This is a genomic window from Bradyrhizobium sp. SZCCHNPS1003 (assembly GCF_032381555.1).
In the GTDB taxonomy this organism is placed as follows: Bacteria; Pseudomonadota; Alphaproteobacteria; order Rhizobiales; family Xanthobacteraceae; genus Bradyrhizobium.
This window is the reverse complement of the sequence record NZ_JAUHIU010000020.1, coordinates 39,102-64,241: the sequence shown is the minus strand read 5'-3', so window position 1 is coordinate 64,241 and position 25,140 is coordinate 39,102. Positions and strand designations below refer to the sequence as shown.

Sequence of the window (25,140 nt, the reverse complement as noted above, 5' to 3'; positions counted from 1 at the left end):
GCGCTGACATCATGATGTACGACCTTGCGACATTTCCGTTCTGGATCATCCTCGCCGTCGGCATCGGCGGCTTTGTCGGCTGGCGCACCTGGTCGGACGCGCCGCGGCCGGATTGGCTGAGAAGCTGGCTGCTGCCGGCGACGCTCGCCCTCGTCATCGGGATCGTGATGGCGCTGCTGAGCGTGCTGCCCGGACGTGCCGGCCTGTGGCTCGAGGTCGGCCTGCTGATGGTCGGCGCCTATCTGCTCGGCTGCCTGATCGGCGGACAGCTCAAGGACTATGTCGGGCTGGGTGACACCAGTGCGATGTCTCCGGGCGGTCCTGGACACAGCGTCGCGTTCGCCGGCGCAACGGCGGCGGCAAGTCCTTGGGCGGACAGCCCATCCCCGGCTGCGCAAGCCGCAGCCAGCGTCGAGGCCGATCGCCTCGCCACTGAAGCCGCCGCAAAAGCCGAAGCCGATCGTGTTGCGGCCGAAACCGCTGCAAGGGCGGAGGCCGAGCGTCTAGCCGCCGAAACGGCCGCAAAGGCCGAGGCTGAGCGGCTCGCCGCGGAAGCCGCGGCAAAGGCCGAGGCTGATCGTCTGGCGGCCGAGGCCGCGGCGAAGGCCGAAGCCGAACGTCTCGCTGCCGAGGCGGCGGCGAACGCCGAGTCCGAGCGCCTTGCTGCGGAGGCCGCCGCGAAAGCCGGAGCCGACCGCCTCGCTGCGGAAGCAGCCGCGAAAGCAGAGGCCGATCGTGTTGCGGCAGAAGCGGCTGAAAAGGCCGAAGCTGAACGCTTGGCCGCTGAGGCAGCGGCGAAAGCCGAAGCGGACCGTCTTGCGGCGGAGGCCGTCGCGAAAGCCGAGGCGGAGGCTCAGCGTCTCGCGGCCGAAGCGACCGCCAAGGCCGAGGCCGATCGCCTGGCCGCCGACGCGGCCGCACGCGCGGAAGCCGATGACCTCGCCGCAGACGCCGAGGCGGAACGGCTTGCAGCCGAGGTTGCCGCATCATCGGCACCGGAGATCCCGGCCTCGGCCGACGGCAGGCCGCCGGCCCTGCCCGCACCCAACGGTGCCGCCGATGATCTCAAGCTGATCAAGGGCATCGGACCCAAGAACGAGCGCGTCCTCAACGACATCGGCATCCACCATTTCAGCCAGATCGCGGCGTGGTCGCCTGACCATGCGAGCTGGGTCGGCCATCACATGGCCTTCCCCGGCCGGATCGAGCGCGAGCATTGGATCGCGCAGGCCAAGCTGCTCGCCGCGGGCCTCGACACCGCGCATTCGACTGCGGTGAAGTCCGGCGCGATCACGATCGATGATCAGGCCGACGCGCCGCTGAGCGAGGACGAGGCCAGCTACCTCCTGGCCCACCTGCCGGCGCTGATGCCGCCCGTCGAGAACGAGGACGCCCATGGCGGCAGCCGGCCGCTCGGGCTGGCGGCGCCGCGCGGCGGGCAAGCCGACGATCTCAAGCTCATCAAGGGCATCGGCAAGCAGAACGAGGCCCGGCTGCACGGCCTCGGCATCTGGCATTTCGAGCAGATCGCAGCCTGGACCGCCGAGCACGCCAAATGGGTCGGCTCGTATCTGGCGTTCGCAGGACGGATCGAGCGCGAGCGATGGATCAGCCAAGCCAGGGAGCTGGCGAGCGGCCGATCGACCGAATTTGCGAAACGCGTCGAGGCTGGTCTGGTGAAGTCATCGCTCGACGACGGCTCGCGCGGGCAGGACAACATCGAGATCCCTCAGCCGCGCGAGTAGCAGCCCCAACTGACGAACCGTAGGGTGGGCAAAGGCGATGCTGTGCTCTCTCCTCACGTCCCATCGTGGTGACGCCGTGCCCGCCATCTCGCCGCGGGCTGTGCTTGACGACGGTGGGCACGGCGCGCGACAGGGTGCCTTGGAACAACGGCTGTGCCCGGCGCCTTTGCCCACCCTACCTGTCTTTCCTACTCCGCCATCTCCACCGCCTCGTTGCGCGACGGGCCGGCCAGCGGCCGCTCCTCCATCAGCATCATGCAGACGGAGGCGCAGGCCAGCATCGCGGTGGCCGCGGCATAGACGAAGCGGAAGGCATGGATCATGTCGGCTTCCGCGATGCCGCTGACCGCGCCATGGGCGCCCTCCGCCAGCGAAATGTCGGCGCCCAGCGCCATCAGCAGGATGGCGCTGAAGGCCGCGACCGTGAACGAGGACATCATCGAGCGGAAGAAGTTCATGGCGCCGGTGATGGTGCCGATCTGGGAGCGGTCCACCGCGTTCTGCAACGACACCACCGAGATCGGGAATGCGGTGCCGAGCCCGATGCCGTAGATCGACAGCAGCGCCATCAGCACCCAGAGCGAGGGCGTCGTCACCGTCATGACCGCGGCGGCGATGGTGCCGATGATCGTGCCCACGATGGCCACGCGCTTGTAGTGCTTGACCCGGGCCATGGTGCGGCCGGCAATCGCGGCGCCGAAGGTCGAGATCGCCGCGATCGGAATCAGGCCGAGGCCGGCCTGGCTCGGCGTCAAATGATAGACCAGCTCGTAGTAGAGCGGCAGATGGACCGTGAGCCCGATCAGCGCGCCAAGTGCGCAGCCGCTTGCCAGCATGCCGTAGGGTACCACCGTGCCGCCCATCAGCGACAGCGGCAGGAACGGCTCATCGGCCCGTCTGGCGTGCCAGACGAAGGCCAAGCCCAGCGCCACCGCGCTGCCGATCATCGCCAGCAAGGTCGGCGACAGCCAGGCCAGCTTGTGGCCACCCCAGGTCAGCACCAGCATGAACACGACGGCCGAGGCCATCAGCAGCAGGCCGCCGGCCCAGTCGACCTTGCGCAGCCGGTGATAGACCGGCAGCCGGCCCATCTTGGGCAGCAGCAATGCGAGCGCCGCGATCGCGAGCGGGACGTTGATCCAGAAGATCATCGACCAGTGCAGATGGTCGGCGAAGAAGCCGCCGATCACCGGCCCGAGCAGGCCGGCCAACAGCCAGACGCCGCTGAAATAGGCCTGGTACTGGCCGCGCTCGCGCGGGCTGACGACGTCGGAAATCACGGTCTGGACCACCGGCATGATGCCGCCGCCACCGAGCCCCTGCAGGCTGCGGGCGAGGATCAGGACCGGCATGTTCGGCGCCAGCGCGCAGACGACCGAGCCGACCACGAACAGGCTGAGCGCGGTGATGATCATGGAGCGCCGGCCATAGATGTCGCAGAGCGTTCCGAACACCGGCGCCACCGCGGTCGACGCCAGCAGGTAGGCGGTGATCACCCAGGAGAGATTGGTGACGTCCTGGAACTCGCGGCCGATGGTCGGCAGCGCGGTCGCCACGATGGTCTGGTCGAGCGCGGCCAGGAACATCGTCAGCAGCAGGCTCATCAGGATGGTCCGCACCTCGGCCTGGGTCAGCGGCACGGGCGGCGCGAGCGGCGGCGCATCCTCGATCGCCTGCACCTGCGGCGGAATGGCCGGCAGCTCGGCGGCGATCTCTTCGGGCAGGGATTGGGACGCGGCAGGACAAAGGCTCTGCCGATCGAACTTGTTCATGGGATGAATGCTATGCCGGGCGCGACCAACGCCGCGCGGATTCGCTGACTGGCGAACTACTTAAGGCATAAATTTCCCCCGCGGCAGCCGGCCGGGCGCATGGGTGCATCCCGACAGCACGAGAACGGTCGCATCATCGTGATTTGCTGCGAACGCGAGGTGATCGAGCCTATTTCGGCCGTCGCTTCAGCTTGGCCCGCTTCGGCAGCAGCACCGGCCATTGCACGATGTGGTCCTCGAGCTGGTCGTCCGGAACGTCGTCCTCGGTCCCTTCGACCCGGCCGCGCACCGAGACGCCGGCTTCATGCACCGTCTGAGGATCGCCCGAGATCAGGGGATGCCACCAGTAGAGATCGCGCCCCTCAGCCACGAGGCGGTAGCCGCAGCTCGGTGGCAGCCAGGTCAGGGTGCGGACGTTCTCAGGCGTCAGGCGAACGCAATCCGACACCTGTTCGGAACGATTCGGGTAGTCCTTGCAGGCACATAGCCCGGCATCCAAGAGCTTGCACGAGATGTGGGTGAAGTAGATGCCGCCGGTATCCTCGTCTTCCAGCTTCTCCAGACAGCAGCGCCCGCAGCCATCGCACAGGCTTTCCCATTCTGCCTCGGACATCTCTTCCAAGATCTTGGTTTTCCAGAACATTCCCTCCTGGCCCGAGGGACGTTTGAGCGGTGCGGTCATCGGGCGATTCTCAAGGAGGGCGTGGCGTGGCCGCCATCTAGGTGCTCGGCCCCGAGCCGCGCAAGGGGCTTTGCCGATTACGGCGGCACGTTAGCTTTGTGCATCAAATTGTGAGCGGAACCATTGGTTTGTGACCTCCGCTCGGCTAGATAGATGGTTAAGTCACTCCGGCGCGGCGCCGGCAACGCGGCTTGGGGTCAGGTGCTCGGGTTCGGGCGGCTGACTGTGCAGTGCCATGGGTTTGCCGCAACAATCGCGCAAGACCCTTCGATGGCCCCCAGCCCCACTTGCTGAGTGCTTTCGAAGCCAGCTGACACGCTTTCGAAACGACCAGGGTTCCCGTGCGGCAGATCATTCCAGACGATTGGAAGAAGCGGATCAACAATTTCCGCCTGGATCTCGACGCCCGCTTCGATTCGGCGCTGTTCTCCTCCCTGCGCGGCACCCGCGAGCTGTATGAACGCTATTCGGCGTTCATGGACCGCTTCTATGTCGGCGGCTGGAAGCGCTGGGTGTTCGTCGAGCCGTTCTCGGAGGCTGCCACCATCGGGCTGGGCGGCCTGGTGCTGATGCTGGCGCTCGCGATCCCCGCCTTCCGGGAAACAGCCGACGAGGACTGGCTGAAGAAGTCCGACCTCGCCGTCACCTTCCTCGACCGCTACGGCAACCCGATCGGCAGCCGCGGCATCAAGCACAACGACTCGATCCCGCTGGAGGACTTTCCGGACAATCTGATCAAGGCGACGCTCGCCACCGAGGACCGCCGCTTCTACGATCATTTCGGCATCGACATCGCCGGCACGGCGCGCGCCCTCGTCACCAACGCCCAGGCCGGCGGCGTCCGCCAGGGCGGCTCCTCGATCAGCCAGCAGCTCGCCAAGAACCTGTTCCTGTCCAACGAGCGCACCATCGAGCGCAAGGTCAACGAGGCGTTCCTGGCGATCTGGCTGGAAACCCGGCTGACAAAGAACGAGATCCTCAAGCTCTATCTCGACCGCGCCTATATGGGCGGCGGCACCTTCGGCGTCGACGGCGCGGCACACTTCTATTTCAACAAGTCGGTGCGCGACATCAACCTCGCCGAAGCCGCGATGCTGGCCGGCCTGTTCAAGGCGCCGACCAAGTTCGCCCCCCACATCAACCTGCCCGCCGCCCGCGCCCGCGCCAACGTCGTGCTCGACAATCTGGTCGACGCCGGCTTCATGACCGAAGGCCAGGTGTTCGGCGCCCGCCGCAACCCGGCCTTCGCGGTCGACCGCCGCGATGAGAGCTCGCCGAACTACTTCCTCGACTACGCCTTCGACGAGATGCGCAAGCTGGTCGACACGTTCCCGAAATCCTACACCGAGCGCGTCTTCGTGGTGCGGACCTCGATCGACATGACCGTGCAGCATGCGGCCGACGAGGCGATCGAGAACCAGTTGCGCCAGTTCGGCCGCGACTATCACGCAACCCAGGCGGCAACTGTCGTCTCCGACCTCGACGGCGGCATCCGCGCCATGGTCGGCGGCCGCGACTACGGCGCCAGCCAGTTCAATCGCGCCGTGGACGCCTACCGGCAGCCGGGATCGTCGTTCAAGCCGTATGTCTACACCACCGCACTGCTGAACGGCTTCAAGCCGACGTCGATCGTGGTCGACGGTCCGGTCTGCATCGGCAATTGGTGCCCGCAGAATTATGGCCATTCTTATTCCGGCTCGGTGACGCTGACGCAGGCGATCACGCGCTCGATCAACGTCGTGCCTGTGAAGCTGTCGATCGCGCTTGGCGGCAGGGAGGGACCAAAGGCCGGCCGCGCCAAGATCATCGAGGTCGCCCGGCGCTTCGGCCTCAAGGCGCCGCTGCCCGACACGCCGTCGATGCCGATCGGCTCCGACGAGGTCACGGTGCTCGAGCACGCGGTCGCCTATGCGACCTTCCCGAACAAGGGCAAGGCGGTGACGCCGCATTCCGTGCTCGAGGTCCGCACCGGCGGCGGCGACCTGGTCTGGCGCTGGGACCGCGACGGCCCGAAGCCGAAGCAGGCGATCCCGGCCTCGGTTGCTGCCGACATGGCGGGCATGATGAGCCACGTCGTCAGCGAAGGCACCGCACGCCGCGCCGCACTCGACGGCATTCCGACCGCCGGCAAGACCGGCACCACCAATGCCTATCGGGACGCCTGGTTCGTCGGCTACACCGGCAACTTCACCTGCGCGGTCTGGTACGGCAATGACGACTATTCGCCGACCAACCGTATGACCGGCGGCTCGCTGCCGGCACAGACGTGGCACGACATCATGGTCGCCGCGCATCAGGGCATCGAGGTCAAGGAGCTGCCCGGAGTCGGCATGGGCGAGAAGCTGCCACCGCAGCCCGCGTCCGCCGCGATGGCGCAGGCCGGCCAGCCGAAAACGCTGGAGATCAAGCCCGGCCCACCGCCGGTCCTGACCCGTCGCGGCGCCGACGTCTTGGTCCAGGTCGAGAAGATGCTCGACGACGCCGCGCGCGTGGCCGAGAAGGCGGCGCCCGTCGATCCGCGCAAACCCGCCAAGCCGGTGTCGTCGAGCGCGCTGGCCTTTCCTGAAAACTACGTCGCGGCAACGGCCGACGGCGTGACCACTCCTGCCCTGCGCAAGAACTGACGTCAGCGATCCCCGTGCGGCTGCTCTTCATCACCCTGCTTACGCTCCTGATCGCCACCGGCGTCGGCATCGGCGCGACCTGGATGACGACGACCCGCGGCACCGAATTCGGCACCTTGACGATCGGCGCGTGGACGGCGCGTCCGAAGACGGGCACGGCCGATGTCGACCCCTATGCGCGCGCGACCATCACCCGCAACGGCGAGCTGCCGATCGGCACCGGCGACGGCGTGGCCTTCACCGCCACCAGAGACGACAAGAAGAAGCCGCTCGACGGTCGCTGCGACATCCTCGTCAGCGGCGTCACGCCCCCCGCCCGCTTCTGGACGCTCACGCTCTACGACCGCAAGGGCCACCTCGTCGCCAACACGCTGCAGCGCTACGGCTTCACCAGCCAGGAGCTGGTGCGAGGTGCCGATGGCTCCTTCGAGATTCGCGTCGCCGCGCGCTCGCGCTCCGGCAACTGGCTGCCGACCGGCGGCATCGAGCGCTACGCGCTGATGCTGCGGCTCTACGACACGCCGGTCGGTGTCGCAACCCGCACGCAGCGCGACGCGCCGATGCCGTCGATCACGACAGTGGGCTGCCCATCATGATCCGGCTGCTGTTCACGGTCGTCGTCGGCGTGCTGCTCGGCGGCGTGGTCCATCTCGTCAGCGTGCTGGCGTTGCCGCGGATCTCGACCCAGGACGCCTATTCCCGGCTGACGCCGATGACCAAGCTGAACGCCGTGACGCCCTTGCCGCTCGCCGATCCCGGCAATTCGCCGATGCCGTTCATGGACCCGGCTTTCGCCATGGCGATCTGCCGCTACGATCTGTCCGACGGACCGCTGAAGCTCACGGTTCCGGTGAGCCAGGCCTATACGTCGGTGTCGTTCTATACGCGCAACGAGATCGCCTACTACGCCATCAACGACCGCTCCGCCGGCAAGCGCGTGATCGAGCTCAACCTGATGACCGAGGCGCAGCATGAAGACCTGCCCGAGGACGAGGAGATCACGGCCGCCGACCGGCTGATCATCGATTCGCCGACGACGACCGGGTTGATCGTGCTGAAGGCCCTTGCCGCCGAGCCGGGTCTCATGCCGCAGGCGCAGGCCTCCCTTGCAGCGGCAAGCTGCGGCGTACAGACCGAGGCACCAGCCAAGGCCGAGAAGCCGCGCGGCAAACGATAAGTCAATACGACGTCCTGGATGAATTCGACAACACTCTCTTCATCCTTGGTGGCATAGTCGTTGTCGCGCGCCGCTGCTATGACGTATCAAGACGGCGGCGCTTCGCTCAACATCAGGTCATGGCTCTCGAAATCGAACGGAAGTTTCTCGTCAAGTCCGATGCTTGGCGGGATCAGGCGACGCACAGTGAACGCCTGCGCGACGGGCTCGTCGCACGTCAGGACGGCCTCAAGGTCCGCGTTCGCTGCTATGGCAACCGGACGACGCTGTGCGTGAAGAGCGGCCGCCGCGGCCTGACCCGAGATGAATTCGAGTACGATATTCCAGCGGACCACGCCGCGGTGCTGTTCGCGCATTGCAATGGGCGCATCCTCGAAAAGACGCGTCACTACGTGCCCGCGGAAAGCGGCGTCTGGGAGGTCGACGTCTACCACGACGCGCTCGAGGGCGTCGTGATCGCCGAGATCGAGCTGCCGACCGAAACGACCGTCGTGACCCTGCCGGACTGGGTCGGAGACGAGGTCACCGGCGATCCGCGCTACAGCAAGGCCAACATGCTGACGGAGCGCTCGCGCGCCGCGAAGGTCCGGGAGCTGCGACGCGCGCGCCTTGCAGGGCTGTGATGCACGCCCGGGCCGTTGCGGCTTGACCCCTGTCAAATCACCCGTGGAGGGCCCACCTTAAACAGCGCGGACTTGGCGGTCTGGACGATCGCGCATGGAGTTTGCACGATGAGTTCATCGCAGGTGATGTCACAGGCGCTGCGCGCCAAGATCATGTCGGCGGACGAGGCTGCCGCGCTGGTCGAGCCCGGCAACCATGTCGGCATGAGCGGCTTCACCGGGTCGGGCTACCCGAAAGCGGTGCCGCTCGCGCTGGCGCGCCGGATCGAAGCCGCACATGCGCGCGGCGAGCCGTTCCGCATCGGCGTGTGGACCGGGGCAAGCACCGCGCCCGAGCTCGACGGCGCGCTCGCCCGGGCTGATGGCATCGACCTGCGCCTGCCCTATCAGTCCGATCCGGCGACACGACAGCGCATCAACGCCGGCAGCATCGACTATATCGATCTGCATCTCAGCCATGTTGCACAGTTCGTGTGGTTTGGTTTTCTCGGCCATCTCGACGTCGCCGTGATCGAATGCGCCGGCATCCTGCCAGACGGGCGGCTGATCCCATCTACCTCGATCGGCAACAACAAGACCTGGCTCGATCTGGCGGACCGCGTCATCATCGAAGTCAATTCGTGGATGAACCCGGCGCTGCTCGGCATGCACGACATCTATTACGGCACGCGCCTGCCGCCACATCGCAAGCCGATCCCGATCGTGGCGCCCGGCGACCGCATCGGCGAGACCACCTATCGCTGCAATCCGGACAAGGTCATCGCGGTCGTCGAGACCCACGCGCCGGACCGCAACACGAGCTTTGCCGCGCCCGACGATGTCTCCGGCGCGATCGCCGGGCACATCCTGGAGTTCTTCGCACACGAGGTGAAGCAGGGCCGCCTCCCGCGCAATCTGCTGCCGCTGCAATCCGGCGTCGGCAATGTCGCGAACGCCGTCATGGCCGGGCTCGACGACGGGCCGTTCCCGCATCTCACCGCCTACACCGAGGTGCTGCAGGACGGCATGCTGAATTTGATCCGCTCGGGCCGGATGGATCTCGCTTCCGCGACCGCATTGTCGCTGAGCTCGGAAGCTGCGATCGAATTCAATCGCGAGATCGAGTTCCTGCGCGACCGCATCGTGCTGCGGCCGCAGGAGATCTCCAACCATCCCGAGGTGATCCGCCGGCTCGGCGTCATCGCCATGAACGGCATGATCGAGGCCGACATCTACGGCAACGTCAATTCGACCCATGTCCGCGGCAGCAGCATCATGAACGGCATCGGCGGCTCCGGGGACTTCGCCCGCAACGCCTATCTATCGATCTTCATGACGCCCTCGACGGCAAAGAATGGGACGATCTCCTGCATCGTGCCGATGGTCACCCATGTCGACCACACCGAGCACGACGTACAGGTTCTCGTGACCGAGCGCGGCCTCGCCGATCTGCGCGGCCTGTCGCCGAAACAGCGGGCCCGCGCCATCATCGACCAGGCGGCGCATCCCAAATTCCGGCCGGCGCTGGCGGACTATTTCGAACGCGCCTGCCGTGATTCGACCGGCAAGCACACGCCGCATCTGCTCGAGGAGGCGTTCCGCCTGCTCAGGCCGGAATGAGTGCTGCGGCCCGATCACCGCAGCGGCACGTCTCGTAGGCAACGGGATCGTGGCTGTTCACGATCGTGACCCGGTCGCCATGGTCGCATTTCAGGCGCCGCAGCCGCTCCTGGTTGGCGATCCGCATCGTGCGATCCTGATCGCCCTTGCGCTGGAATAGCCCGAGCAGCAGCGGCATGCGTGGCCGCGGATCGAGCTGGCCGTGGAAGAAATAGGCATCGCCGGCGTGCAGCAGCCATTTGTCGCCGCGACGCACGGCGACGCCGCAATGTCCGCGCGTATGGCCCGGCAGAGGAATGATCAGGATGTCGCCGTTGCGATCAACGGCAGCGCGCACACCGCGAAAGCCGAACCAGTCCTCGCCGTCATCGCCGTAGAACTGCCAGTCGGGACGATGCCGCCATTGGCCGGCGACGTAGCGGCCGCGCGGCGGCGCCGGGGATCCCTCGACAGCCATCGCATGCTCCGCGCGATGAACGTGCACCTTGGCCTTCGGGAAATCGCCGATGCCACCGGCGTGGTCACGGTCGAGATGAGTGAGCAGGATGTGCCTGACGTCACCGGGCGAGAAGCCCAATGCCCTCACCTGTTGCAGCGCCGTCTCCGACGCATCGAGAAGCGGCGCGGCCTGCCTCACCCAGCGTGCCCCCAATCGTGCGAGCGCGGCGATGTCGCCGGTGCCGATGCCGGTGTCGACGAGGACCAGGCCGTCATCGCTTTCGATCAGCAGGCAGTGGCAGACGAGGCGGGCGCGCGCGAACAGGCCGCCGCTGCCGCTCACCAGCCGACCGCCGCGTGGACACATCGTGCCGGTGTTGAGGTGGTGGACGCGCATCGATCTCCTCCTTCATTGCCGATATCGGGCGCATCCTTGCGTGCCGGCCTGAGATAAGTAAAATATTGATCAGTGATACGCATCATAGGCAGCTCCTATGGATATCCGCGAGCTCCGTTATTTCTCCGCCGTGTTCGAGGAACGCAGCCTGACCAGAGCCGCGGCGCGCTGCTTCGTCTCGCAGCCATCGATTTCGCTGGCGATCGCCAATCTCGAGGCCGAGCTCGGCACCGAACTGTTCCTCCGCCACCGCAAGGGTGTCGTGCCGCTGGAGGCGGCCGAACGCCTGCAGCCGATCGCGCGCCGGATCGTCGGCGAGGCCGATGCCGCCCGCAACCTGTTCCGGCACGGCGCGCCGAAGCAGGCGCTCAAGCTCGGGCTCATGCGCACCCTTGACGGACGCCGCGTGACCGCGCTGCTCAAGCCGCTCACGGCGCGCGAGGATCTCAGGCTTCACATCGTCGGTCCGACCGAGCGGGCCGACGGACGCATCGTCTCAAAAAGCCTGGTCGGCGACGGCGAGTATTTCCTGCCGCTGTGGAGCGAGCGCTATGTCGCGGCGCTCCCGCTCGCGCATCCGCTCACGCTGAAGCCGCGCTTGCGCGCGGCCGACCTCGCCGACGTGGCGATGATCGACCGCTGCCATTGCGAGCACAGCGCACTGGCGCGACGCAGCGGCGGGCCGCGCGAGATCGCCGCCATTGCTGAAACCGAGGATTGGGCCCTGGCGCTGGTCGCCGCCGGCGTCGGCGTCGCGATCGTTCCCGAAGGCGTCGTGCACGGCCGAAGCGACGTTGCGGTCCGCGAGATCGAGATGACGTTGAAGCGCCAGGTCGGCCTCGCCTACTCCGCCTCGCGCGCCCCATCCGAGGCGCTGAAGATCCTGATCGCGACGCTGCGCGCGGCGGCGCCGCAGAAGCTCCGTGCGACAGCAGGGCGGCAAAAGGGAGCACCGGCCAAGCGAGGCCGGCGCCGGAGCAAGGTCGCGCCGGGCTAGCCCCGCGTCGTCAGCGGCCGTTCGATCAGGGGCCGCGCGGCGACCGGCGGATTGGCGGTCTGAGCCGCCAGTTCATGGATCAGGCGATCGGCGTCGGCGGCCAATCCGTCGGGAGCCTGGAGCACCAGGCGCTCCAAGGCCCAGCGGTAGGACGAGACGCGCTGCTCCAGACTGATCTGCACCCATTGCACGATCAGCGAGTTCTCCTGCATGCGCGCGACCGCATCGGCCTTCTCGCGCGGCGAGAGCTCGGTCATGTATCTCATGCTGGCATCGCGCTTGCGGTCGAGATCGATGACGCGGATGGCCGATGCGAAGAACGGCTCGAAGCGGGTGATGTCGTCACGCACGTCGTCGATCAACTGGGCGTAGCGCGAGGCGTGCGAGCGGTGCGGCTCGTCGATCAGGGCGCGGCCATAGGCGGTGCGGTCGAACACGACCTTCTGGCGCCAGGGCGAGGCCGATGGCTGATAGTCGCCGAACACGCTCTTCCAGGCAGGGCGCGAATGCGGCGGCTCGATCAGCGGATAAGCGAGATCGCGCAGTTGGCGCTCGTTGTCGGTCAGTTGGAATTGCGATGGGTTGACGCCGACGCTGGCGGTGGCTTCCGCCCCGATCCATTTGTGCATGTCGTCATTGCGCATGTCGGCGCGGGTGCGGCCGAAATCGCCGCCGCTGCAGGCGCCGAGCAGTCCGCCGACGAGAACGAGTGCGAGGACCGGCACCGCGCGCCGGGCCGGATTCACGATGGCCGGCATTCCCGTTTCCCCCGACCTTGTCAGCGGCGACGGCGGCGGCGGCTTGGCGCTGTGCCCTCGCGGGGCCCGCGGTCGTCGGTCGGGGTCTCGCGCTCGATCCGAACGACGGGAAGAATCAGGATCGTTCCCATGCCCTCCTGCGGCGCGCCGGTCACGGCAGGCCGCGCGCGACGCGCAACGCCCGCCGGGAATTCAATGATGGTCGCCATGTTGACTCTCTTTCGTGCCCGAAGTTCTGACCCCCTGAAAACTCCCCGTCGCCCGAACTTCGCAGGCAAGAGGGCACGCAGAACTGACGATCACGAATGCCGGCGCATGAAGCTGCACTTTGGCATTCGGCGCGGCGAAGATCAGGCTGGCCGCGTGACGCGGCCAAGGCGAGATCATCGAACGGATCGATTAAGATCAGGACGTGGTTAAGAGGATATTAATGCGCGGGCCGCCCGACACGGATCGCGTGTACCGGCGGGAGAGAAGGCAAGCCAGCGTGGCGCCTTTGTCTCACCGGGTCATTTCGGCCCATCTTCACCGATTGTTTTCCTTAACGCCGCATTAAAACAACTCCGCTCTAATCGGCGCAACGATTGCCGAAGTTGCGTACCCCGACATGACAAGATCATCGCTGTTCCCCGGCTTCGACGGGTTGCTCACGCTCTCGCGCCGCGAGGGCGTGGACATCAAGCCCACTCTGCTGCGCGTCCTGACCGACCTCTATGTCCAGGCGAGCGCGCATTCCGCCGACGAGGAGCGGCAGTTCGTCGAATTGGCCTCCCGTCTGGTCGACGACGTCGATGATGCGACCCGTGCGGCGGTGCGAGCGCGGCTGGCGATCTATCCGGCGACGCCGATCGAGATTTTGAACAAGCTGGGCTTGCGCCCGGCGCAGAGCGAGCCGACGCCGCCGCTCGCCGGCCCCATTCCCGCATCGCTTCGCTCGTCGTCTCCGATCCCGCCGCGCGACGACGCGGCGTCCGGACTGTCGATGCAGCCGAAGGATGCCGCCGAGCTCAGCGAGATGTTCATGCGCGCCGCCTCGCACGAACGCATCGCCATCCTGCAGAACCTCGCCACCACGCCGCTGAGACCTGCCGCGCCGACGCCGTTGCACCGCGCGGTGCATGCGATCGAGGCGCTGGAGATGGCCGCCTTCAACGCCGACGTCGAGACGTTCACGATCGAGCTCGGCGAGAGCCTGATCCTGCCCTCACGCATGACCCACGAGGTCGTCAACGACCCGAACGGCGAGCCGCTGGCCTGCGCCGCAAAGGCGCTCGGCATGCCGGCGCCGGTGTTCGAGCGCGTGCTGCTGTTCCTCAAGCCGGAGATGGGCCAGTCCGTCCAGACCGTGTTTCGGCTGTCACGTTTCTACGAGCGCCTCAGCGAGCGCGCGGCGCTGATCATGCTGGCGGCCTGGCGCGGCTCCGGGATGGCCGCGATCAGGGCCAAGCATCGCACGGCGCTCTATGACGACGAACGTCAGCACGTCCGTGGCAGCACGGCGCGGGCCGGCACCGCGACGAGGCCGATCGTGCGCACGGGGACCGACGGCTTCAAGCGATGACGCGCGATCGCTGCCCCGAATCTTGGCGATGATCAGGGACGCTCGCGCACGAGATCGAGAAAATGACGGCCCTGCCTGTCCTCGGTCTCGATGATCCAGGCGTCGGGATCGAAGCGCAGCTCCTTGACCAGGCGTTCCTCGATCTGCGCTTCCTCGATCGGCTGCGGCGATATCGGTACGAAGAAGCGGTCGATCGGCCGGCTGTCATCATAGACGGTCTGCGGCGCGGGAACATAGAGCTGGGCCGTGCCGTCCATCAGCGCGACCTTGACGAACACCGCGCCGGCTTCCTCCGCGCCACGGTGGCGGATCGCGCTGAACGCGCCGGCCGACTGGCAACGCCGCAGATAGGCGCTCACCCAGATGCTGCTCTTCAATCGCATGATGGTTCGATGCAGGTGCAAGCGCGCTGCAAGTCGCAGCCGCCCCTGCTCTATTCGATCGGATGACCGATGACAATCGCAAGCTCGCGCACCAGGCGGTCCGACACCTGGCCCGTCACCGGCAGCTTGCGCTCGCGCTCGAACTTCTGGATCGCGGCCTGGGTGTCGGAGCCGACCATCCCCGTCGGCTTCAACTGGCCATAGCCGTATTCGGTCAGCGCACGCTGGACCGCGGCGACACGGCGGACATTGCCGCCCTGCTGCGTCGGCTGCGGACGCGGCACGTTGCCCTGACCGCCGCTGACCGAGCGGACGAGATCAGCCAGAGGATCGGCATATTTCTGATCCGGACGCGCCTCGGTGGCGCGCTGCTCAACCGCCCTCTGCTCTGCAGCCCTGGTTTCAGCGGGCCGCGTCTCGATGACCTTCGGATCCAAGGGCGAGATGTCCATCGGCCGGGGCCGCGGCAGCGGATTGGAGCTCGTCAGATTGGGCGGAATGGTCACGATGGACCCGAACATCGGCGCTGGATGCGGTCCGGATTGCAGGAACACGGCATTGACGATGATGGCGCTGCCGGCCGCGCAGGCCAACAGGCCCGCAAACAGATCCTTGGGGCTGTAGAGCATGGCCCGCAGCAGCCAGCCGCGCTCGTCCGCCACGTCGACGACGGCTGCAGCCGCGGCAGCGCGCTTGCGACGGCGCGGGGGCGCCGGATCATCCTCTGCAGCTCGTCTAGGCACTCTTCTTCACCTGCATGACCTGCCCTGGCAGGGCGGAGCGCGAGGGCGACAGCGGCGTGATGGTGGCGCCCGCGGTCGCCTCGGCCACGAAGTTGATCGGCAGCGCGATCGTGACCGTGGTCCCCTCGTCGATCTTGCTTTCTATCGACATTTCGCCGCCGTGCAAGTTCACGAGGCTCTTGACGATCGACAGACCGAGGCCGGTTCCCTCGTGACGGCGCTGGTAGGTCTTGCCGGCCTGGAAGAACGGATCGCCGATGCGCTTGAGATCATCGGCGGCGATGCCGACGCCGGTGTCGGTGATTCGCAGCAGCAGGCGCGCGCCGTCGACGCCGGCAGAGACCGTGACACGGCCGCCGCGCTCGGTGAACTTGATGGCATTGGAGACGAGGTTGAGCACGATCTGCTTGAAGGCGCGCGGATCACCGGTGACCATCGGCAGGTCCTGCGGCACGTCGGCCGACAGATCGACACCGTTCTCGCGCGCCCGCAGCGCCAGCAGGTTGCAGCAATTGATCAGCGCCGCGCGCGGCGCGAACGGCTCCGGCGTCAGCTCGAAATTGCCGGACTCCATCTTCGACATGTCGAGAATGCCGTTCACGACCGACAGCAGATGCTGGCCGGAATCGTTGATGAGCTGCGCATATTCGCGGCGCCGCGCGGCGTTCAGCACCAGCATTTGCTCCTGCATCAGCATCTCGGAGAAGCCGATGATGGCATTCAAGGGCGTGCGCAGCTCGTGGCTCATGGTGGCGAGGAATCGCGTCTTCGCGGCGTCGGCGCGCTCGGCGGCGCCGCGCGCCAATTCGAGCGCCTGCTCCTGCAGCTTGCGGTCGGTGACGTCGCGCATGACCGCGACCACCTCCTGCTCCGATCCGCCCGGCGCCACGCCGATGCGGTCGAGCGGGCGGCAACGCATTTCGACCCAGATGAAATCGACCGGATGCTGAAAGCCGCGCCCCTCGCCCGGCGCATCGCGGCGCAGGCGGAACTCGACGCTCGAGGCTTCGCTGCCGCCTGCCGCCTCCGACAGCGCCGTGAGATAGGCCGGCCGGTCGACAACATGGACGCGTTCGAACAGGCCATGGCCGTGCAACTGCGCGACCGGCGCGCCGAGCAGCGTCTCGACCGCGGGCGAGATGAACATGACAGCGCCGTTGCGGCGATGACGGGAGATCACGTCGCTCATGTTGCGCGCGAGCAGGCGATAGCGCTCCTCCTCCATCGACAGCAGGGTCACGCTGGTGCGCGCGAGCGTGTCGGCGGCAAAGGCGAGCACGGCCGCATAGAGCGTCGCGGAGGCGACGCCGAAGGCGAGCAGCACGGTGCGCAAGGCGGGGGTGGTCTCGGGCTTCGGCAGCCAGCCGAAATGACCGATGAGGATGAGCAGCAGCGCGCAGCACAGCGCGAGCCCCGCGGAGAACACGACGACGCGGCGCGAGGCCGAGAACGAGGCTTCCAGGGGAACGACGATCAGCCACACCGCAGCAAAGGATTCGATGCCGCCGGTCTCGATCGAGACCGCCATGATCAACGCCGACAACGCCAGCGACGACAGCGCGCAGGCGCTCTCGTAGCGGCCGGTGCGCGACAGATACCAGGACAGCAGGATGGGCGCGATCAGCCACGACAGCGCGCCGACCTCGAGCGCGCTCGGCGCGCCGCGCATCGCGAGATAGGCAGGAAACACAGCGAAGACGGCGAGGCTGCCGAGCAGGCGCGGCGCGATGAAGGCGCGGTGACGCGCGCGCGTCATCGCATCAGTTCGAGCCGATGGATGCAATAACGCATCGAGACAATCGCGGATGATACTCAACACACTCACGGCTCTCGCGCCTCGGCCTGTCGGTCGTTCTCACAAAGAGAACGCGCCGGGACGCCCCCTGTCGTCGGAAGTCACCGTGTCAGACTCGCATTAAGCGAACGCTAAGGGCCAGACTGCGGTAAGCCCGCCATTCGGCCGGGATGGTGAATGCATCGTTTCCGGCCGGGCCTGCGGTTGCGAAAGCTGTGCGATCTACAGCCGGTTGCGCGGCGCATGCGGCCCGCGCCAATGAAAAATTTACTCCGAAGAAAATCCGGCCTCCGGCTTCGCGAAATCTCAACCAATTAAGCCCAATGCAAGCAGTCGCGACATAGAACAATCAGCTGCGATCCCGGTTGCGCGATTTGAGCACGCGAGATCAGCAGCACGGTCGGGGTTGCGTGATGTTCTTTCTGCTTCGGATGGCATTCTGGCTCGGGCTCGTGCTGGTGCTGCTGCCGCGCGAGAAGAGCCAAGACGCCGACAAGCTGCCGCAGATCAATGCGCACGAAGCCGTGCAAGCTGCGACCGCCGCCGTCTCCGACATGAGCCAGTTCTGCAAGCGGCAGCCGCAGGCCTGCGAGGTCGGCGGCCAGGCTGCGACCGTCATCGGCCACCGCGCCCAGGAAGGCGCGCGCAAGATCTACCAGATCATCACCGACAAGGCCGATGCCGCGGAGAAGCCGGCCGGCGCCGACAAGTTCATCGGCCCGGTGAAACCGGCCAGTCTCGACAAGCGCGGCAACGATCACACCGGCTCGATCGACGCCCCCGTGGTCGAGGAGGTTCCGCCGGGCGACGCGCCGGCCGACACGCTCTCGGCCGACGATCTCGCCGCCGAATGGCAACTGCCGCCGACGCCCTGAACCGGCGGAACCGACTGTCGCTTTCGCCGTCCCGAACGCCTATATGAAGGCCGATATCGGGACCGAAGAGCATCATGACGATCGACGACATCCGCGACAATTTCGCCCTGCTCGACGACTGGGACGACCGCTACCGCTACGTGATCGAGCTCGGCCGCACCTTGGCGCCGATGCCGGAGGACGAGCACTCCGCCGCGAACAAGGTGCAGGGCTGCGCCAGCCAGGTCTGGTTGTCGAAGCACGTCGATCGCAGCAGCGCCGTGCCGGTGCTGAACTATCTCGGCGACAGCGACGCCCATATCGTTCGCGGTCTGATCGCAATTCTGCTCACGCTGTATTCTGGGCGGACGCCGCAGGAGATCATGACCATCGATGCGCCCGCCGTGTTCGACGAGCTCGGGTTCCGCGAGCACCTGACGCCACAGCGCTCCAACGGCCTGCGCTCGATGGTCGAGCGCATCCGTGCCGACGCCCGCGAAGCGCTCGCCACGGCATCCTGATCGGTTCGGCTACTTCTCCCGCTCGGGCCGCTGCTGGCCCAGGCCCATCTTCTTGGCGAGCTGCGACCGGGTGACCGCATAGTTCGGCGCCACCATCGGGTAGTCCGGCGGCAGGTTCCATTTGTCGCGGTATTGTTCCGGCGTCATGTTGTACTGCGTGCGCAGATGCCGCCGCAGGGACTTGAAGCGCTTGCCGTCCTCGAGACAGACCAGATAGTCCGGGTGGATCGATTTCTTGACGGGCACCGCCGGCCGCGCCGGCTCCGGCGCAGCCTCGCTTCGTCCCGCCGCGACCCGGGTCAACGCGGCATGCACCTGGCTGATCAGCGAGGGAATCTCCGCCGCCGGGGTCGGATTGTTGCTGAGATAGGCCGACACGATGTCGGCCGTCAGATCGATAAAGCTCTTGCCGGCCGCTTCGGTCATCGAACCCTCATCCCGCTCCGCCCTGTGACCGTCGATCGCAAAGTATTCCTCGATCGCAAGTATCACTCACGCCGAGTGACAGCGTTGTCTCGCGATTCTACAAGCAATATGGGCAATTGACTGGCAAAATGACAAGATAGTGAGGACTTCTTCTTGAGAAGTCTGTCACCTGCCAAGTACTGTGTACCACATTCCAGACGCGCTCAACCTGACCGTGTGGTCTGGCCCGTCAGGAGCGGCCTTCGAGATGGGTGCGCAGCTCGTCGATCGACGCGAAGCGCATCATCCCTTCGGGCATCTGCGCCTCGATCGACCCGTCGGAATAGAGCGAATAGGCCATCCCATCCACCACGCCCGACTTGACGATGCTGACGGCCGGCGCGTCCAGGTCCTTCGGCTCGGGCGGCGGCGGGGTTGGCTCGGGCTCGACGAAGGCCGGTGCGGCCCGCGCCAAGCGTCGCGGGAAGGGCGGGCGCAGAGGCTCCGGCGTCCGCGTCCGCTCCGGTCGCGACCAGCTATTGTCGAGCGACGAATCCGATTCGGTTGCGGCGGGCTCGTCCAGCGGCACGGGCGGCGGGTCGCTGAGGGGCGGAGACCGGAAATCCGTCGGCAGCGGCTCGGCGCCGCGCTTCTCGGCGCGCTCCCGCTCGCGGCGCGACGAAGACGCAAACAGCAGGTTGCGCTTGGGCCGCTCGGCGGGTTCGGCCGGCGGCTCATCCGAGGCCGGCTTCGACTCGCGCAGCGAGGCCGACAAGGGAGACGAGGACAGTGGCGACGACGACACCCCCGAGGACAAGGGAGACGACAGGTCCGGCATGCGGGGACGCGGACGTGGCGAGCCGCCCTCGCGCCAGACGTCCTCCGTCGGCGGCACCGGGGCGGTCTCGAAGTCGGTCTTGCCGGCGGCGAGCGGGAGCTGAAGAGGTCTGGGTTCGGACTCAGCCTCAGCGCCCGGACGCGACCGCAGCCGACTCGAGATCATCTTCAGCTCGCTCAGGACGGCCGACAGTCCGAACAGGATCAGCCCACTGCAGACGCCAAGGGTCCCCGACAGGATCAGCGTGTTACCGACGCTGAACTCCTTGACTGGAATTCCCCAGGCGATCGCCCCGAGCCCGGCCAACACGGCGAGGGCCCCGGCGGCCAACATTGCACTCATCATCGAACTCATCCCCTAATGCGCCGGTTCCGGACGGTGTCCCGACCGAAATCACATTAGATAGTTGCGGTTGCCCGCGTCCTTGAATCCGGTTTCTAGTCCAAATCCGCGACAATTTGCAGCGGAAGTTCGGCCAATCCTGCTGAAGTTCTCGTCCGCCGTGCAGCCATCGTCATGATGCCGCCACAATATACATCGGCCAACCCTCGGCATTCATTGAGGTTCCTCCCGGGTTCTTCCGGCCCCCGTGGTTCAGCGGGCGTTCATTTGACTGTGCCAATATGGCGCTCAGCAGCCGAAATTCGGGTCCCCGCTGCGCTGCGAGAAGCATGCCTTCCCATAATTCCGACACCTCGGAAGCCGGGACGCGCTATACGGAGGCGGGGAACACAGGCCTGAAACGCGGAAGCGGGGTCGCCAGGGGACGCCGGGTTACACTCAGCCATGACAACGATAACCACTTCGGTCCTCGAGACGCCGACGCGGCGGTCCCTTGAGCGGACGTATGACGATCTTGCCATGTTCGCGCTTGCCGCGGTCGCGGTGGTGGCCGGGCTCACATTCCGGGATTACGGCCTCGGCTGGGATGATTACACCCATGCCGAATATGCCGATCTGTTGCTGCGCATGTACGGTTCCGGTTTCAGGGATCAGGCGGCGCTGTCGTTCGCCAACCTTTATATGTACGGCGGCGGCTTCGACATGGTTGCAGCCCTGCTGCACAAGATCCTGCCGCTGGAGCTGTTCGAGACCCGCCGGCTGGTCGGCGCCATCGTCGGGCTGATCGGCCTTGCCGTGACCTGGCGCCTGGCGCGCCGCATCGGCGGCCCGGTGGCCGGCCTTGCCGCCCTGCTGCTGCTGGCGCTCTGCCCGATCTTCTACGGCCACATGTTCATGAACCCGAAGGATGCGCCCTTCGCGGTGGCGATGGTGGTGCTGCTGATGGGCCTGGTCCGCCTCGCCGATGAGTATCCCTACCCCTCGCCGCGCACCATCCTGATCCTGGGCCTGGGGGCCGGCTTTGCGATCGGCTCGCGCATCCTGGGCGGCATGGCTGTCGTCTATGCGATGGTCGGCTTCCTGCCGCTGTTCATGGAGGAATACCGCACGCAAGGGCCGCGCGAGGCGATCCGCCGCTTCGCCCACGTGCTCTATGTGCTGATCCCCGGCCTGATCCTGGGCTACCTGATCATGGGACTGATCTGGCCCTGGTCGATCATCGAGCCGGCCAACCCGTTCCGGGCCCTGACCTACTTCTCGCACTTCTTCGAGAAGCCGTGGAAGGAGATGTTCGACGGTGCGCTGGTCTCAGTGCCGGACATGCCTTGGTCGTACCTGCCGACGCTGTTCGCGCTGCAGCTGCCTGAATTGATGATTGCGCTGTTCGTCGCCGGCGTCGTGGCCTCCATCATGTCGCTGTCGCGGCCCGACGTGCCGGCACGCCAGAAGAGCATCCTGTTGATGCTGACGCTGGCGGCGACGCTGCCGATCCTGATCGCGATCGTCAAACGCCCGGCGCTCTACAACGGCATCCGCCACTTCGTGTTCGTGATCCCGCCGATGGCGCTGCTCGGCGGCATCGCCTTCTCGTGGTTGCTGTCGTGGCTCAACGCCGACGAGCGCCGCAGCTGGCAGCCGGTGGCGATCGCCGCCTTCTGCTTCGGCCTGCTGCTGCCGCTGGCCGAGATGATCCGGCTGCATCCCTATCAGTACACCCACTTCAACTTCATCGCCGGCACCGTGCGCGAGGCCGACACCCGCTTCATGCTCGACTATTGGGGGCTGGCGTTGAAGCAGGCCTCCGACGGGCTGAAGGAGCAGCTCGACGAGCGCCAGGAGGTGCCGCCGATCGGGCACAAATGGAAGGTCGCGGTGTGCGGCCCGCAGCGTCCCGCCCAGGTCGCGCTCGGCCCCGATTTCACCATCGGCTGGGACAGCCATGCGGCCGACTTCGCCATGACGCTCGGCGAGTTCTACTGCAAGGGACTGACTGCCCCCGTCATGGTCGAGATCAAGCGCGACGACGTCGTGTTCGCCCGGGTCTACGACATCCGCGGCCGCAGCATTTCCAGCCTGCTGTCGATCCCGGCGCCCTGAGCGGCCTGCTCAGCCAAACGACATGACTGCTGCCCTGCCCTGCGCCTTGCCGCACGGCGGCGTGCCGCCTAGGCTCCGGTCAACCCTGGAAATCGGAGAATGCCATGTCGCCAGCCGAAGCGCGCCTCAAGGAAGTGCCGTCGAACATGACCGAGGCCGAATGGTCGCAGCGGGTCAATCTCGCCGCCGCCTACCGCCTGGTGGCGCTGTTCGGCTGGGACGACCTGGTGGACACTCACATCTCGGCCCGCGTGCCCGGCCCCGAGCATCACTTCCTGATCAACCCCTACGGCCTGCTGTTCGAGGAGATCACCGCCTCCAGCCTGATCAAGGTCGACCTCTACGGCAACCAGCTGTCCGAGAGCGAGTACAGCATCAATCCCGCCGGCTTCACCATCCATTCCGCGATCCACGAGGTGCGCGAGGATGCCGGCTGCGTCATCCATCTGCACACGCTCGACGGCGTCGCGGTGTCAAGCTGCGCCGACGGCCTGCTGCCGCTGAACCAGATCGCGCAATACGTCACCCACGACCTCGCCTACCACGACTACGAGGGCGTGGCGCTGGACCATGACGAGCGGCCGCGGCTGCAGCGCGACCTCGGCACCAGGAACCACATGCTGCTGCGCAATCACGGCACGCTGACGGTCGGTCGCTCGGTGGCCTCCGCCTTCGAGCGGATGTATCACCTTGAGCGCGCCTGCTCGATCCAGGTGCGGACGCGCACGCTGGGACCCTCGGCCTATCCGGTGCGCGACGAGGTCATCGACAAGAACGCGAAGCTGTTCGACAATGAGGATCGCGTCGAGCTGCGCTCCACTCAGCTGGTCTGGCCGCCACTGCTGCGCCGGCTCGATCGCCTCAATCCAGGCTACCGGAATTGATTGTCGCCCGCTGATCGGCTAGTCTGATTCCATCATCCTCTACGCTTTTCGGAATGAAACGCCGCCCAATTCCGGGCGGCGTTTTTATTTGTCCGATGATGCGTCCGTCAGCAGCACACCGCCCGGCTCTGCCGCTCAGGCAGACCGTCGAGTTGCTGCAGTTCCTCGGCCAGCCGGCGCTCGACGAAGCGCCGCTCGTGCTCGGCAAGGCGGGTGGCGAGCAGCTTGCGATAGCGCCGCACATTGGCCTCGCGCGAGAAGCGCAGGCGAGCGGCGGGCCGCATCCGGCCGCCGGGGAGATTGTCGGCCGCGGCGCCATCGGCATCGACATCGACAGGCGGAACGATGCGCATGGCGGCCCCGCCGCGCGGGCGCGGTGGCTGATCTTCGCGGTCGAGCTGACGCAGCGCGCCGAGCACGTCGGCCAGATGCAGCGGCCTGGAGATGCCGGGAATCTTGCGCAGGCCAGGCTGCGACTCGACGGCATACATGTCCGACGCCCAGGACGACAGGATCAGCCGCTTCTCGGCCAGTGACAGCTTGCGGTCATTCAGCAGGTCTGCCGGCGACTCGTAGTGTGAGACCGGATGGAATCCGGCACTGCCGGGGGTGATCGAAAAACGGTGCTCGCTCATGGCGTCTCTCCTCCTACACTCCTTTCACAAGAGACAGTTGCTGCGAGGGCGCGGGCGACATTCCGCCCGCGCCGCAGCTCGAACAAGGCGTCAAGCCGCCTTCTGCTGCGCGATCTGCTCGACCGGTGCCGTGCCGATGGCAATGCGGCGCGGCTTCATCGCCTCGGGGATCTCGCGTACCAGCTCGATCCGCAGCAGGCCGTTGTCGAACGCCGCGTTCGTGACCTGCACGTAGTCGGCGAGATTGAACTGCCGCTTGAAGGGACGCGACGAGATGCCCTGATAGAGATATTCGCGGGTCTCCTTGTCGGCCTTGCGCCCTTCCACCGTGAGCACGTTGTGCTCGGCGGTGATGGACAGCTCGTCCGGGGCGAAGCCTGCCAGCGCCAGCGAAATCTGGTAGCGGTCGTCGCCGAGCCGCTCGATGTTGTACGGGGGATAGTTGTCCTCGACCGCGCGCTGGGTCTCGTCGAGCAGGTCGAACAGACGGTCGAAGCCGATGGTCGAACGCCACAGCGGAGAGAAGTCGTAGGTCCTCATAGCCAAGTCCTCCTAAGAGCAAGATGGATACGAAGGAGCGCCGAGCCGATGCAAACTTCAAAGTCCCAGAAACTTCTGAGTATCAGACGACCGGTCAGCGCCCAGATATCGACCGGGCCCTTACGGCACCCGGCGCCGCCGAAGCGGCAGCAGACGACTTAGAACAGCCGACATCCGTTTCAAGAGGAAAAATCGAATTTTTTGTCGCAGCCTCTATCGCAGCGCAACACCCGTCAGGCGGCCACGGCGGACAGCCGTTGCAGCCGCATCGTCGCCTCCCGGAGCACGCTGACCAGCCGGTCGCGCTCGCGCTGGTCGATGTCGCCACGCGACAACACGGCCTGGCAGTGTGCCACCACGCGCTGCTCGCTCTCGATCAGGAACCGCGTCAAACGTCTAGGATCACCCATGCTCATGACGGAGGTCGGGTTAGGCGGCGGATGATCGTATTGCCAGGCTGGCATGATCGGGCCTGCGAGCTCGCGCTGCTGATGAGACCGGGCGGCGCGACAGCGCTCAACCACACCTCCCGTGAACCGTCGATCCATTCACAGTCCAGCCGCATGGCAATTGTGGCCGGTTCTGGACCGATTGCGGTCGTCAACCTGATTGATAGCTGCGCGTTGTGGCCGATCCACGACCGGCCGCGGCAGCGATGAGTTGTTTGTAGGTATTTCTTTCGCGCAGCCGGGGCCGGGCTGCGACCAGTCCGCCCGGATTCGTGCGATCA

General features: G+C 66.5%; 25 protein-coding genes. 12 read left to right on the top strand and 13 right to left on the bottom strand.

Translation table 11 applies throughout. From position 1 onward, the window contains the following. The first annotated feature begins 11 nt into the window (after nucleotides 1-11). Entirely contained in the window at nucleotides 12-1,745 is a 1,734-nt protein-coding gene (locus QX126_RS27855) for a cell envelope biogenesis protein TolA (protein WP_315785154.1), read from the top strand. 188 nt (nucleotides 1,746-1,933) lie between these two features. Here QX126_RS27855 and QX126_RS27850 read toward each other — a convergent pair whose 3' ends face one another. Further along, nucleotides 1,934-3,517, bottom strand: a complete 1,584-nt coding sequence (locus tag QX126_RS27850; RefSeq protein WP_315785151.1) for an MDR family MFS transporter — start codon at nucleotides 3,515-3,517, stop codon at nucleotides 1,934-1,936. Nucleotides 3,518-3,686: 169 nt separating this feature from the next. Then, nucleotides 3,687-4,199, bottom strand: coding sequence for a YcgN family cysteine cluster protein (locus tag QX126_RS27845; protein ID WP_315785148.1), 513 nt, complete (start codon nucleotides 4,197-4,199; stop codon nucleotides 3,687-3,689). Between the two features lie 341 nt (nucleotides 4,200-4,540). Between QX126_RS27845 and QX126_RS27840 the strand changes: the two genes are divergently transcribed. The 5 genes from QX126_RS27840 to QX126_RS27820 all read left to right on the top strand — a co-directional run bounded on the left by QX126_RS27840 (nucleotide 4,541) and on the right by QX126_RS27820 (nucleotide 10,222). Then, entirely contained in the window at nucleotides 4,541-6,823 is a 2,283-nt protein-coding gene (locus QX126_RS27840; RefSeq protein WP_315756480.1) for a PBP1A family penicillin-binding protein, read from the top strand. Between the two features lie 14 nt (nucleotides 6,824-6,837). Then, complete coding sequence (locus tag QX126_RS27835; protein WP_315777560.1) at nucleotides 6,838-7,419, top strand: DUF1214 domain-containing protein; 582 nt, start codon at nucleotides 6,838-6,840, stop codon at nucleotides 7,417-7,419. After that, on the top strand, nucleotides 7,416-8,000 hold the full coding sequence (locus tag QX126_RS27830) for a DUF1254 domain-containing protein (protein ID WP_315739852.1): 585 nt from the start codon (nucleotides 7,416-7,418) through the stop codon (nucleotides 7,998-8,000). Before QX126_RS27835 ends, QX126_RS27830 begins: the two co-directional genes overlap by 4 nt. Before the next feature lie 119 nt (nucleotides 8,001-8,119). Further along, entirely contained in the window at nucleotides 8,120-8,623 is a 504-nt protein-coding gene (locus tag QX126_RS27825; RefSeq protein WP_315777559.1) for a CYTH domain-containing protein, read from the top strand. A 108-nt stretch (nucleotides 8,624-8,731) separates the two neighbouring features. Beyond that, nucleotides 8,732-10,222, top strand: coding sequence for an acetyl-CoA hydrolase/transferase family protein (locus tag QX126_RS27820; protein WP_315739854.1), 1,491 nt, complete (start codon nucleotides 8,732-8,734; stop codon nucleotides 10,220-10,222). Here the strand turns inward: QX126_RS27820 and QX126_RS27815 are convergent. Further along, nucleotides 10,209-11,057 carry an MBL fold metallo-hydrolase gene (locus QX126_RS27815; protein ID WP_315785145.1) on the bottom strand — a complete coding sequence of 283 codons (849 nt, stop codon included), beginning with the start codon at nucleotides 11,055-11,057 and terminating at the stop codon, nucleotides 10,209-10,211. The two genes, QX126_RS27820 and QX126_RS27815, sit on opposite strands and share 14 nt — an antisense overlap. A 97-nt stretch (nucleotides 11,058-11,154) precedes the next feature. Between QX126_RS27815 and QX126_RS27810 the strand changes: the two genes are divergently transcribed. Continuing rightward, complete coding sequence (locus QX126_RS27810; protein ID WP_315785143.1) at nucleotides 11,155-12,054, top strand: LysR family transcriptional regulator; 900 nt, start codon at nucleotides 11,155-11,157, stop codon at nucleotides 12,052-12,054. Here the strand turns inward: QX126_RS27810 and QX126_RS27805 are convergent. Both QX126_RS27805 and QX126_RS27800 read right to left on the bottom strand, forming a co-directional pair. Further along, entirely contained in the window at nucleotides 12,051-12,812 is a 762-nt protein-coding gene (locus QX126_RS27805; protein ID WP_315785140.1) for a hypothetical protein, read from the bottom strand. The genes QX126_RS27810 and QX126_RS27805 overlap by 4 nt on opposite strands. 20 nt (nucleotides 12,813-12,832) lie before the next feature. After that, nucleotides 12,833-13,021 carry a hypothetical protein gene (locus QX126_RS27800; RefSeq protein ID WP_315777554.1) on the bottom strand — a complete coding sequence of 63 codons (189 nt, stop codon included), beginning with the start codon at nucleotides 13,019-13,021 and terminating at the stop codon, nucleotides 12,833-12,835. A gap of 398 nt (nucleotides 13,022-13,419) precedes the next feature. Between QX126_RS27800 and QX126_RS27795 the strand changes: the two genes are divergently transcribed. Next, entirely contained in the window at nucleotides 13,420-14,373 is a 954-nt protein-coding gene (locus QX126_RS27795; protein WP_315739859.1) for a DUF2336 domain-containing protein, read from the top strand. A 32-nt stretch (nucleotides 14,374-14,405) separates the two neighbouring features. Here the strand turns inward: QX126_RS27795 and QX126_RS27790 are convergent, their stop codons facing one another. The 3 genes from QX126_RS27790 to QX126_RS27780 are packed head-to-tail and all read right to left on the bottom strand — an operon-like array spanning nucleotide 14,406 to nucleotide 17,255. Continuing rightward, nucleotides 14,406-14,756 (bottom strand): DUF1491 family protein, encoded by a 351-nt coding sequence (locus tag QX126_RS27790; protein ID WP_315739860.1) that lies wholly within the window; start codon nucleotides 14,754-14,756, stop codon nucleotides 14,406-14,408. Nucleotides 14,757-14,806: 50 nt separating this feature from the next. After that, complete coding sequence (locus QX126_RS27785) at nucleotides 14,807-15,499, bottom strand: peptidoglycan-binding domain-containing protein (RefSeq protein WP_315785137.1); 693 nt, start codon at nucleotides 15,497-15,499, stop codon at nucleotides 14,807-14,809. Continuing rightward, a complete protein-coding gene (locus tag QX126_RS27780) occupies nucleotides 15,492-17,255 on the bottom strand; it encodes a PAS domain-containing sensor histidine kinase (RefSeq protein ID WP_315785135.1) in 1,764 nt (587 codons plus the stop codon). Before QX126_RS27780 ends, QX126_RS27785 begins: the two co-directional genes overlap by 8 nt. A 452-nt stretch (nucleotides 17,256-17,707) precedes the next feature. Here QX126_RS27780 and QX126_RS27775 point away from each other — a divergent pair, with 452 nt between their 5' ends. Continuing rightward, nucleotides 17,708-18,169 (top strand): DUF5330 domain-containing protein, encoded by a 462-nt coding sequence (locus QX126_RS27775; RefSeq protein WP_315785132.1) that lies wholly within the window; start codon nucleotides 17,708-17,710, stop codon nucleotides 18,167-18,169. Between the two features lie 74 nt (nucleotides 18,170-18,243). After that, on the top strand, nucleotides 18,244-18,669 hold the full coding sequence (locus QX126_RS27770; RefSeq protein ID WP_315739864.1) for a SufE family protein: 426 nt from the start codon (nucleotides 18,244-18,246) through the stop codon (nucleotides 18,667-18,669). 9 nt (nucleotides 18,670-18,678) lie between these two features. Here the strand turns inward: QX126_RS27770 and QX126_RS27765 are convergent, their stop codons facing one another. Further along, nucleotides 18,679-19,095 carry a MucR family transcriptional regulator gene (locus QX126_RS27765; RefSeq protein WP_315785129.1) on the bottom strand — a complete coding sequence of 139 codons (417 nt, stop codon included), beginning with the start codon at nucleotides 19,093-19,095 and terminating at the stop codon, nucleotides 18,679-18,681. Nucleotides 19,096-19,324: 229 nt separating this feature from the next. Beyond that, on the bottom strand, nucleotides 19,325-20,257 hold the full coding sequence (locus QX126_RS27760) for a hypothetical protein (protein ID WP_315785126.1): 933 nt from the start codon (nucleotides 20,255-20,257) through the stop codon (nucleotides 19,325-19,327). Nucleotides 20,258-20,698: 441 nt separating this feature from the next. Between QX126_RS27760 and QX126_RS27755 the strand changes: the two genes are divergently transcribed. Beyond that, nucleotides 20,699-22,351, top strand: coding sequence for a glycosyltransferase family 39 protein (locus QX126_RS27755; protein ID WP_315785123.1), 1,653 nt, complete (start codon nucleotides 20,699-20,701; stop codon nucleotides 22,349-22,351). A 104-nt stretch (nucleotides 22,352-22,455) separates the two neighbouring features. Continuing rightward, a complete protein-coding gene (locus tag QX126_RS27750) occupies nucleotides 22,456-23,235 on the top strand; it encodes a class II aldolase/adducin family protein (protein ID WP_315785119.1) in 780 nt (259 codons plus the stop codon). A gap of 107 nt (nucleotides 23,236-23,342) precedes the next feature. Here QX126_RS27750 and QX126_RS27745 read toward each other — a convergent pair whose 3' ends face one another. From QX126_RS27745 to QX126_RS27735, 3 genes are all read right to left on the bottom strand, one after another. Next, a complete protein-coding gene (locus QX126_RS27745) occupies nucleotides 23,343-23,870 on the bottom strand; it encodes a hypothetical protein (protein ID WP_315785116.1) in 528 nt (175 codons plus the stop codon). 90 nt (nucleotides 23,871-23,960) lie between these two features. After that, the gene (locus QX126_RS27740; protein WP_315739871.1) at nucleotides 23,961-24,410 is read right to left on the bottom strand and encodes an Hsp20 family protein; all 450 of its coding nucleotides are present in this window, start codon (nucleotides 24,408-24,410) and stop codon (nucleotides 23,961-23,963) included. A gap of 233 nt (nucleotides 24,411-24,643) precedes the next feature. Then, entirely contained in the window at nucleotides 24,644-24,874 is a 231-nt protein-coding gene (locus QX126_RS27735) for a hypothetical protein (RefSeq protein WP_315716108.1), read from the bottom strand. Nucleotides 24,875-25,140: the final 266 nt, after the last annotated feature.

Bases quoted from the DNA above. Each gene is read 5' to 3' on its own strand.
- QX126_RS27855 (WP_315785154.1), top strand. From the start codon at position 12: ATGATGTACGACCTTGCGACATTTCCGTTCTGGATCATCCTCGCCGTC.
- QX126_RS27850 (WP_315785151.1), bottom strand. From the start codon at position 3,517: ATGAACAAGTTCGATCGGCAGAGCCTTTGTCCTGCCGCGTCCCAATCC.
- QX126_RS27845 (WP_315785148.1), bottom strand. From the start codon at position 4,199: ATGACCGCACCGCTCAAACGTCCCTCGGGCCAGGAGGGAATGTTCTGG.
- QX126_RS27830 (WP_315739852.1), top strand. From the start codon at position 7,416: ATGATCCGGCTGCTGTTCACGGTCGTCGTCGGCGTGCTGCTCGGCGGC.
- QX126_RS27825 (WP_315777559.1), top strand. From the start codon at position 8,120: ATGGCTCTCGAAATCGAACGGAAGTTTCTCGTCAAGTCCGATGCTTGG.
- QX126_RS27820 (WP_315739854.1), top strand. From the start codon at position 8,732: ATGAGTTCATCGCAGGTGATGTCACAGGCGCTGCGCGCCAAGATCATG.
- QX126_RS27815 (WP_315785145.1), bottom strand. From the start codon at position 11,057: ATGCGCGTCCACCACCTCAACACCGGCACGATGTGTCCACGCGGCGGT.
- QX126_RS27810 (WP_315785143.1), top strand. From the start codon at position 11,155: ATGGATATCCGCGAGCTCCGTTATTTCTCCGCCGTGTTCGAGGAACGC.
- QX126_RS27805 (WP_315785140.1), bottom strand. From the start codon at position 12,812: ATGCCGGCCATCGTGAATCCGGCCCGGCGCGCGGTGCCGGTCCTCGCA.
- QX126_RS27800 (WP_315777554.1), bottom strand. From the start codon at position 13,021: ATGGCGACCATCATTGAATTCCCGGCGGGCGTTGCGCGTCGCGCGCGG.
- QX126_RS27795 (WP_315739859.1), top strand. From the start codon at position 13,420: ATGACAAGATCATCGCTGTTCCCCGGCTTCGACGGGTTGCTCACGCTC.
- QX126_RS27790 (WP_315739860.1), bottom strand. From the start codon at position 14,756: ATGCGATTGAAGAGCAGCATCTGGGTGAGCGCCTATCTGCGGCGTTGC.
- QX126_RS27780 (WP_315785135.1), bottom strand. From the start codon at position 17,255: ATGACGCGCGCGCGTCACCGCGCCTTCATCGCGCCGCGCCTGCTCGGC.
- QX126_RS27775 (WP_315785132.1), top strand. From the start codon at position 17,708: ATGTTCTTTCTGCTTCGGATGGCATTCTGGCTCGGGCTCGTGCTGGTG.
- QX126_RS27770 (WP_315739864.1), top strand. From the start codon at position 18,244: ATGACGATCGACGACATCCGCGACAATTTCGCCCTGCTCGACGACTGG.
- QX126_RS27765 (WP_315785129.1), bottom strand. From the start codon at position 19,095: ATGACCGAAGCGGCCGGCAAGAGCTTTATCGATCTGACGGCCGACATC.
- QX126_RS27760 (WP_315785126.1), bottom strand. From the start codon at position 20,257: ATGATGAGTGCAATGTTGGCCGCCGGGGCCCTCGCCGTGTTGGCCGGG.
- QX126_RS27755 (WP_315785123.1), top strand. From the start codon at position 20,699: ATGACAACGATAACCACTTCGGTCCTCGAGACGCCGACGCGGCGGTCC.
- QX126_RS27750 (WP_315785119.1), top strand. From the start codon at position 22,456: ATGTCGCCAGCCGAAGCGCGCCTCAAGGAAGTGCCGTCGAACATGACC.
- QX126_RS27745 (WP_315785116.1), bottom strand. From the start codon at position 23,870: ATGAGCGAGCACCGTTTTTCGATCACCCCCGGCAGTGCCGGATTCCAT.
- QX126_RS27740 (WP_315739871.1), bottom strand. From the start codon at position 24,410: ATGAGGACCTACGACTTCTCTCCGCTGTGGCGTTCGACCATCGGCTTC.
- QX126_RS27735 (WP_315716108.1), bottom strand. From the start codon at position 24,874: ATGCCAGCCTGGCAATACGATCATCCGCCGCCTAACCCGACCTCCGTC.